Raw genomic sequence first — 8,365 nt, 5'->3', positions numbered from 1 at the left:
GCGGAGGCGGTCGGACCCGCGGAGACGTCCGGGCCCGATCCGGCCGCGCTGCGCGCGGAGCTGCGCGCCGTCCTGCCCGACGCCATGGTGCCCTCGGCGATCGTGGTCCTGGACGCGCTGCCGCTGAGCCCCAACGGCAAGCTGGACCGGGCGGCGCTGCCGGCCCGCCGCGGCCCGGGGAGACCGGCGGACGCGGCGCCGAGCCGGCCACACCCGCGGAGCGCGCCATCGCCGAGGTGTGGCGGGAGCTGCTGGGGGTGGAGTCCGTCGGCGCCGACGACGACTTCTTCGAGCTCGGCGGCCACTCCCTGGTCGCCATCCAGATGGTCGCCCGCCTGCGCAAGGCGCTGCCCGGTCCGGAGCAGGGCCGGGCGGTCGGCGTCATGGACCTGTTCAAGCACCCGACGGTGCGCGCCCTGGCCGAGCTGGTGGAGCGGACGGACGCGCCGCGCGGGCCCCGCTCCCTGCTGTACGAGCTGACCCGGCCGGGCCCCCGGCGGAGCATCACCTACGTCTGCATCCCGTACGGCGGCGGCCAGGCGATGGTCTTCCAGCCGCTGGCGGACGCGCTGCCCGAGGAGTGCGCGCTGTACGCGATGGCCTTCCCCGGCCATGACCCCGGCCTGCCCGACGAGGAGACCAAGCCCCTGGACGAGATCGCCGACCAGTGCGTCGCGGAGATCCTGGAGGGCATCGACGGCCCGCTGGCGGTCTACGGCCACTGCGGCATCGGCGGCGCGCTCGCCGTGGAGGTGGCCCGGCGGCTGGAGGCGCGCGGCCGGGACCTGGAGGCCGTCTACATCGGTGCGATCTTCCCGTTCGCCCGGCCCGTCGGCCGCCTCGCGGGCCCCCTGGGCCGGCTGCTCCGCACGGACCGGCTGCGCGGCGACCGGGCCTACGAGAACCGGATGAAGTCGATGGGCAACGACGTCTCCGGGCTCGACGAGGAGCAGATCAGGTTCATGGTCCGCAACCAGCGCCGGGACACCCTGATCGCCGAGGAGAGCTTCACCCGGCTGCTGGCCGAGGAGATCGCCCCGCTCCGGGCGCCGGTCGTCTCGGTGGTGGGCGAGCAGGATCCCGCCACCGACTACTACCGCGAGCGCTACAAGGAGTGGCACTTCCTCAGTCCCGAGGCGGCGCTGGTCATCCTCGACGAGGCCGGGCACTACTTCCTGAAGTACCGGGCCGAGGACCTGGCGGAGATCCTGACCAACACCCACATCGCGATGGGGTACGGCGCCGCGCACACCCTCGACCGGACGTCCCGGGGCCCGGCCGCGGGCTGGTGGATCGAGGAGACCTCCACCCGGCCCGGGGAGGTTCCGCAGCAGACCCCGGCGACCGCCGCCTCCGGCTCCACCCTCTCCTCCGCCCCACCGGAGCCCGGCTCGGACGGCCGTACGGTGCCGCCCGCACGCACGGTGCCGGACGCCCGCCCGTGGAAGCGCCGGGTGGGCGGGCGGCCCGCGCCGGACCCCAGCATGCGGCGGTTCATGATCGTCGCCCTGGCCCAGCTGGTCACGATGACGGGAACCGCGATCACGGACTTCGCCATCCCCGTCTGGATCTACCTGACGACCGGGTCGCTGGTGGACTTCGCGCTGTTCACCGCGCTGTCGATCATGCCGGGGGTGGTGGCCGCGCCGCTGATCGGGGCGCTGGTGGACCGGGCGGGCAAACGCCGGATGATGGTCACGGGCGGCTGCCTGGCCGGCGGGACCCAGCTCGTCCTGGGCGCGCTGCTGTGGACCGGGAACCTGGAGATCTGGCACTTCTACCCGCTGACGGCCTGCCTGTCGGTCGCCCTGATCTTCCAGCGGCTGGCCTTCACCACCGCCCTGCCCCAGCTGGTGCCCAAGCAGTACCTGGGCCACGCGGCCGGCGTCGTGCAGATGGTGATGGGCACCTCCCAGTTCGTCGCGCCGCTGGTGGCCGTGGCGCTGCTGTCCACGATCGGCCTGGGCGGCATCCTCGCCGTGGACGTGGCGAGCTTCGGAGTGCTGCTGGTGGTGCTGGCGCTCATCCGGTTCCCCGCCACCATGGCGCACGTGCGCCGGGAGACGCTGACGGCGGAGATCGCCAACGGGTTCCGGATGTCGTTCGGCAACCGCCACCTGCGCGCGGCCCTGCTGTACTTCGCGGTCCTGAACGTGATGCTGGCGGCGCTGCTGCTGTCGATCTCGCCGCTGGTGCTCTCCTTCGCCCCGCTCTCCACCGCCGGGCAGATCTCCTTCGCCGGCGGCGTGGGCGCCACCCTGGGCGGCCTGGTGGTCGCGCTGTGGGGCGGCCCGCGCCGGCGCCGGATGCGCGGGGTGCTCCTGGGCACGCTGCTGCTGGGCTTCTTCGCGGTCGTCACCGGCCTGCACGCCTCCCCCCTGGTGGTGGGCGCCGGGGCCTTCGGCCTGTGGTGCAGCCTCTCGATCGTCAACGGCGTCTTCATGACGATCGTGCACGTGAAGGTGCCGCAGCGCTTCCACGGCCGGGTCATGGCGGTCAACCAGATGATCTCGTGGTCCACGCTGCCGCTGGGCATGGCCGTGGTCGCGCCGCTGGGCGAGCGCCTGCTGGAGCCGCTGCTGGCCCCCGGCGGCGCGCTGGCCTCCAGTGTGGGCGCCGTGATCGGCGTGGGCGAGGGCCGGGGCATCGCCTTCATGTACGTCGTGCTCGGTCTCGGCATCGTCCTCCACGTGCTCGTCTCGATGCGGACCCCCGTACTGGCCCGCTTCGACGACGAGGTGCCCGAGGCCGTACCCGACGACCTGGTCGGCGCCCAGGCCCTGCGCGAACGGGCCGGCAACCGGGTCAGCCTGGCCTGGAGCGCGCCCGCGTTCGCCAAGGCGCTCACCATGCCGCTGCCGCCGGACAAGGCCGGCGAGCTGCTGGGCACCGAGGTGGAGCGGGTCGTGCTGCGCACCGGCGGGGAGATCAGCGCGGTCTACGAGGTCCGCTGCGCCGACCGGAGCCTGCCGCACCCGGACGTGATCGTGAAGATCTACCCCGACCTGTTCACCGCCAGGCTCCACAAGGAGATGCTCGTCTACGACCTGCTGCGCGGCAGCGGCGTCCCGGCGCCCGCCGTGGTCAAGCAGGACGAGTCCAGGCGCGACCTGCCCCGCGCCTACCTGGTCATGACGAAGGTCGAGGGCAGGCCCCTGTCGGAGGTGTCCGGGGCCCTGCCCGAGCCGGTGATCGCGGGGCTGTACCGGGAGATGGGGGCCGCGCTGCGCGCCCTGCACGGCGTGCGGCTGGAGGAGTTCGGCCCGGTCGACGGGGTCCGCGAGCCGACCAACGAGGCCTACCTGGGCGGGCAGCTCGACCTGCGGACGGCCCAGTTCGCCGAGTTCGGCGGCGACCCGGACCTGCACGCCGAGATCGTCGACTACGTCGAGGCCCGGCGGCACCTGCTCGCGCGCTGCCGCACGCCCGTCCTGTGCCACCACGACTTCCACGAGCGGAACGTGATGGTCGCCGAGCGCGACGGATCGTGGCACCTCACCGGCGTGATCGACATGGAGAACGCCCTCGGCGGCGACCCGCTCATGGACCTGGCGAAGACCGACTACTTCGCGGTCCGGGGGGACCCCGTGCGCCGCCGGGAACTGCTGGCCGGGTACGGCGAGCTGCCCGCCGACTGGGCCGCACGCGTCGCCCTCTACCGCCTCTACCACGCGCTGGACCAGTGGGGCTGGCTGGCCACCATCGGCGAGACCGACGCCCTGGCCCCCATCACCGGCGAGATCCGCGACTGCCTGAAGGACCCGTCGAAGGAGGGCCGTTGACCGGCGATGTCTTTCCCGCCTCGTTCGCCCAGGAGCGGATCTGGTTCCTGAGCGAGCTGCGGCCGGGGCTCGCGGTGTACAACATCGCCGCGTGCTCCGCCCTGCCCTGGATGCGGCCGGTCGACCCCGGCCTGCTGGAACGCGCGCTCGGCCTGCTGGTGCGCCGGCACGAGCCGCTGCGCACCGCGTTCGCCCTGCGGGACGGGCAGGTCGTGCAGATCATCGCCGCCGACGTCCCGGTGGTCCTGGGCAGGAGCGACGTGTCGGGCGCGGACGACGCGCGGGCGGAGTTCGAGCGGATCGCCGCCGAGGAGGCCGCGGCGCCGTTCTCCCTCGACCGGGCCCCCCTCTGGCGGGCCCGGCTGGTCCGCCTGGGACCGGACGAGGCGGGCCGGGACGAGTGGCGGCTGCTCGTCGTCGCCCACCACACGGTCTACGACGCCTGGTCCGCCCGGCTCTTCATGGAGGAGCTGGGCGAGCTCTGCGCGGCGCTGCGCGAGGAGCGCCCTCCGCGCCTGCCGGAACTGGCGATCCAGTACGCCGACTACGCCGTCTGGCAGCGCGACCGGCTGGCCGGCGGCGCGCTCGAGGCCGACCTGGACTACTGGCGGGAGAAGCTCGCCGGGAGCGTCCCGCTGGAGCTGCCGCCGGACCGGCCCCGCCCGGAGGAGTTCGGCCACGCCGGCGCCACCGTGGACTTCTCCGTCCCGGACGGCGTCTGCGAGCGGGTGGCCGAGCTGGCCGGGCGGACCTCCACCACCCCGTTCATGGTCCTGCTCACCGCGTTCGCCGCGCTGCTGGCCCGCTGGACGGGCCGGACGGACGTCGTCGTGGGCTCCCCGGTGGCCGGGCGCGAGACCCCGGAGCTGAACCCGCTGATCGGCATGTTCGTCAACACCCTGCCGCTCCGGATCGACCTGGGCGGCGACCCGGCGTTCGGCGAGGCGCTGGAACGGGTCCGCACCACGGTCATGGAGGCCCTCGACCACCAGGACGTGCCGTTCGCCAAACTGGTGGAGGCCCTCCGGCCGCCGCGCGACCCCGCCCGCACCCCCCTCTACCAGATCGGCTTCAACCAGCTCCCGATCGACGCGCACGGCCGCCAGCTCTCCACCGGGACGGCCAAGACCGACCTCACCCTGGAGGTGCAGAGCCCGCAGGGCCGGCTGAGCGGCTGGATCGAGTACAGCACCGAGCTGTTCGAGGAGGGCACCGTCCGCCGCCTGCTCTCGGCCTTCCTGGTCCTGCTGGAGGCGGCCGTCGGCGACCCGGAGCGGCCGGTCTCCCGGCTCCCCCTCCTGGCCGCCGGGGAGCGCGAGAAGCTGCTCACCGCCTGGCACGGCCCCGCCTCGCCGTACCCCGGCCGCTGCCTGCACGAGCTGGTGGCCGAGCAGGCGGCGCGGGCGCCGGACGCCCGGCGATCGTGTCGCGCGGCCCAGGCGGCACGGGCGGCACGGTGACGCTGACCTACGCGGAGCTGGAGAAGCGCGCCGACGGCCTGGCCAGGCGGCTGCGCCAGCGCGGGATCCGCGCGCAGGCCCCGGTGGCGGTGTGCCTGCCGCGGGACGCCGAACTGGTCGTGGCGCTGCTGGCGGTGCTGAAGGCCGGGGGCTGCTACGTGCCGCTGGACCCGGACTACCCGGCCGACCGGCTCCGGTTCATGCTGGCCGATTCGGGCGCCGGGCTGCTGCTGACCCGCTCGACGCTGGTGGAGCGCCTGCCCAGCGACCACCCGCCGGCGATCCTGCTGGACGCCCTGCTGTCCGGGCCCCTCCCCCCGCTGCCCCCGGACGAGCCCCTCCCCCGACTCCCTCGCCTACGTCATCTACACCTCCGGCTCGACGGGCACGCCCAAGGGGGTGATGGTCCCGCACCGGGGCGTGGTGAACCTGGTCACCGGCCTGGGCTTCACCTCTGCGGAGCGGATGCTGCTGCTGACCTCGCTCTCGTTCGACATCGCCGCACTGGAGATCTTCGGGCCGCTGCTGGCGGGCGGCACCGTGGTGATCGCCCCGCCGTACGGGACGGGCGGCCTCGGCGCGCTGGTCGCGGAGGCGGGGGTGACCACGGTGCAGGCGCCGCCCTCGGTGCTGGAGGAGGTCCTCCGGCACCTGTCCGCCGGGCTGCCCCGGGTGTTCAGCGGCGGCGAACCGCTCTCCGCCCGCCTGGCCGGCCGGATCCACGAGGTCGCCGGGGAGCTGTGGAACCTCTACGGGCCGACGGAGACGACGATCTGGTCGACGGTCCACCGGACCTCCCGGGGGGCCGGAACCGTGCCCATCGGCCTGCCCGTGGCCAACACCGTCGCCCACGTGCTCGACGGGGCGATGGAGCCGGTCCCGCCGGGAGTGGCGGGCGAGCTGTACCTGGGCGGCGACGGCCTGGCCCGCGGCTACCGCGGCCGCCCCGGTCTCACCGCGGAGCGCTTCGTCGCCGACCCCTTCGGGCACGGCACCCGCCTGTACCGGACCGGCGACCTCGTACGGCGGCGCCCGACGGCACGATCGAGTTCCTGGGCCGCGTCGACGACCAGGTCAAGGTACGGGGCGTGCGGATCGAGCTCGGCGAGGTGGAGGCGGCGCTGTCGGCCCATCCCGGGGTGCGCAGGGCGGTCGCGTCGGTGCGGGAGGACGCCCCCGGGGGCCGGGCGCTGGTCGCCTACGTCGACACGGAGGTCCCCGCCGGAGAGCTGCGGGCGTTCCTGCAGAACCGCCTGCCCGCGCCGATGCTGCCCAGCCTGTACGTGCGGGTCGGTGACTTCCCCCGGTTGCCCAACGGGAAGCTGGACCGGGCCGCCCTGCCCGCGCCGCACGCGGACGGCGGCCCGCCCCCGGCCGCGGTGCCGTCCACCGCGGGCGAGGAACTGGTGCACGAGATCTGGTGCGAGATCCTGGGCCGGACGGGTCTGGGGGTCGACGACGACTTCTTCGACGTCGGCGGCCACTCGCTGCTCGGCACCCGGGTCGTCGCCCGGATCTGCTCCGAGATCGGCATCGACCTGCCGCTGAACGCCCTGTTCACCACCCGCACGATCCGCCGCCTCGCGGTCGTCGTCGAGGAGCGCCTGGCCGCCGAGATCGACCAGCTGTCCGAGGAGGAGGCCGAGTCGCTGATCGACGGACGCGCCTGAGCCGCGGAACGACGGATCACCGGGCCGCCTGCGGCGTCAAGCCCGCTCCGCTGCCCTCGCGAGGCAGCGGAGGGCGGGCGCGTCCCTGCGTAGACGTGATGTCAGATCTCTTCAAGGCGCTAATGCAGGTCAGGACGCTTCAGGAGAGCTTCCGGAGCCTGGTCACGGCCTCGTCGATGACCTCGTCGCGTTTGCAGAAGGCGAAGCGGACGAAGTGCCGGCCGCGTTCGGGGCGGGCGTAGAAGACCTGGGTGGGGACGGCGACCACCCCGGCCAGGGACGGCAGCTCGCGGGCCAGCGCCAGGCCGTCGGTGAAGCCCAGGGGACGGATGTCGGCCTGGACGAAGTAGGTCCCGTCGGGGCGGTAGACCTCGAAACCGGCGGCCGACAGCCCTTCGGCGAGGCGGTCCCGCTTGCCCTGCAGGTCGGTACGGAGGTCGGCCACCCAGTCGAGCTCGTGGCGCAGGGCGTAGGCCACGGCGAGCTGCCAGGGGGCGGAGGCGGTGAAGGTGAGGAACTGCTTGACCGTCTGCACCGCCCGGACGAACGGCGCCGGAGCGCAGATCCAGCCCGTCTTCCAGCCGGTCACCGAGAAGGTCTTGCCCGCCGAGGAGATCATCACGGTCCGCTCGCGCATGCCCGGGAGGGTGGCGAGCGGGATGTGCGGGACGCCGCCGAAGGTCAGGTGCTCGTAGACCTCGTCGGTGATCGCGACCAGGTCGCGTTCGGCGCAGAGCTCGGCGACGACCTCCAGCTCCGCCCGGGTGAACACGGTCCCGGTCGGATTGTGCGGGGAGTTGACCAGGATCGCCCGGGTCCGGGGCCCGGCCGCCGCCCGCAGTTCGGCCGGGTCGAAGGTGAAGCGGCCCCCGGCGGGACGGAGCGTGACCGGGCGGAGCACCGCCCCGGCCAGCGCGACGGAGGCGGCGTAGGAGTCGTAGTAGGGCTCGAAGACGATCACCTCGTCGCCGGCCTCGCAGAGCGCCAGGACCGCCGCCGCGATGGCCTCGGTCGCCCGACCGTGACGAGGACCTCCCCGTCGGGGTCGTAGGCCAGGTCGTAGTGGTCTTCGCGGTGCTCGGAGACGGCCTGGCGCAGCTCCGGGACGCCGGGACCGGGAGGGTACTGGTTGAGGCCGTCGCGGATCGCCTCGACCGCCCGCTCCAGCATCGCGGGCGGCCCGTCGGTGTCGGGGAAGCCCTGCCCCAGGTTGACCGAACCCGTCCGCAGCGCGAGCGCCGTCATCTCAGCGAAGATCGTCGTGCCGAACTCGCGCATCCGCGCCACCAGGGGATCACTCACGGACGCCAGCGTAACGGCGCCCGCGGACGATCCCGGCCGAGCAGAGCCGGACGGGTCCACGCGGCGCGAACGGATCCGGAGCAGGGCCGGACGGGCCCCGGTGGGGTCCGGGGACCCCGGGGACCCGGGGACCCGGGGGACCCGGGGACCC

At 74.1% G+C, this 8,365-nt stretch carries 3 protein-coding genes and 3 pseudogenes; 5 read left to right on the top strand and 1 reads right to left on the bottom strand.

Annotation, left to right across the window (positions count from 1 at the left end; translation table 11 throughout):
- Positions 1-236 precede the first annotated feature (236 nt).
- The 5 genes and pseudogenes from ACWJ6R_RS24805 (at position 237) to ACWJ6R_RS24785 (ending at position 6,912) form a co-directional block, all read left to right on the top strand.
- Positions 237-3,782: an MFS transporter gene (locus ACWJ6R_RS24805; RefSeq protein WP_449064536.1), complete on the top strand. Its 3,546-nt coding sequence runs from the start codon at positions 237-239 to the stop codon at positions 3,780-3,782.
- Entirely contained in the window at positions 3,779-5,242 is a 1,464-nt protein-coding gene (locus tag ACWJ6R_RS24800; protein ID WP_449064535.1) for a condensation domain-containing protein, read from the top strand. The genes ACWJ6R_RS24805 and ACWJ6R_RS24800 overlap by 4 nt, the downstream gene beginning before the upstream one ends.
- Positions 5,206-5,445: pseudogene (locus ACWJ6R_RS24795) on the top strand (AMP-binding protein); the annotation flags it as partial. The gene ACWJ6R_RS24800 and the pseudogene ACWJ6R_RS24795, both read left to right, overlap by 37 nt.
- Before the next feature lie 160 nt (positions 5,446-5,605).
- Positions 5,606-6,118: pseudogene (locus tag ACWJ6R_RS24790) on the top strand (AMP-binding protein); the annotation flags it as partial.
- A gap of 212 nt (positions 6,119-6,330) precedes the next feature.
- Positions 6,331-6,912, top strand: coding sequence for a phosphopantetheine-binding protein (locus tag ACWJ6R_RS24785; RefSeq protein ID WP_449064537.1), 582 nt, complete (start codon positions 6,331-6,333; stop codon positions 6,910-6,912).
- A 139-nt stretch (positions 6,913-7,051) separates the two neighbouring features.
- On the opposite strand, the pseudogene ACWJ6R_RS24780 reads toward ACWJ6R_RS24785, so the two are convergent.
- Positions 7,052-8,190: pseudogene (locus tag ACWJ6R_RS24780) on the bottom strand (pyridoxal phosphate-dependent aminotransferase).
- Positions 8,191-8,365 lie beyond the last annotated feature (175 nt).

The sequence above is a fragment of the Planomonospora algeriensis genome (genome assembly GCF_977012225.1).
The sequence above is the reverse complement of the archived record's forward strand: the minus strand, read 5'-3'. Positions and strand labels throughout refer to the sequence as shown.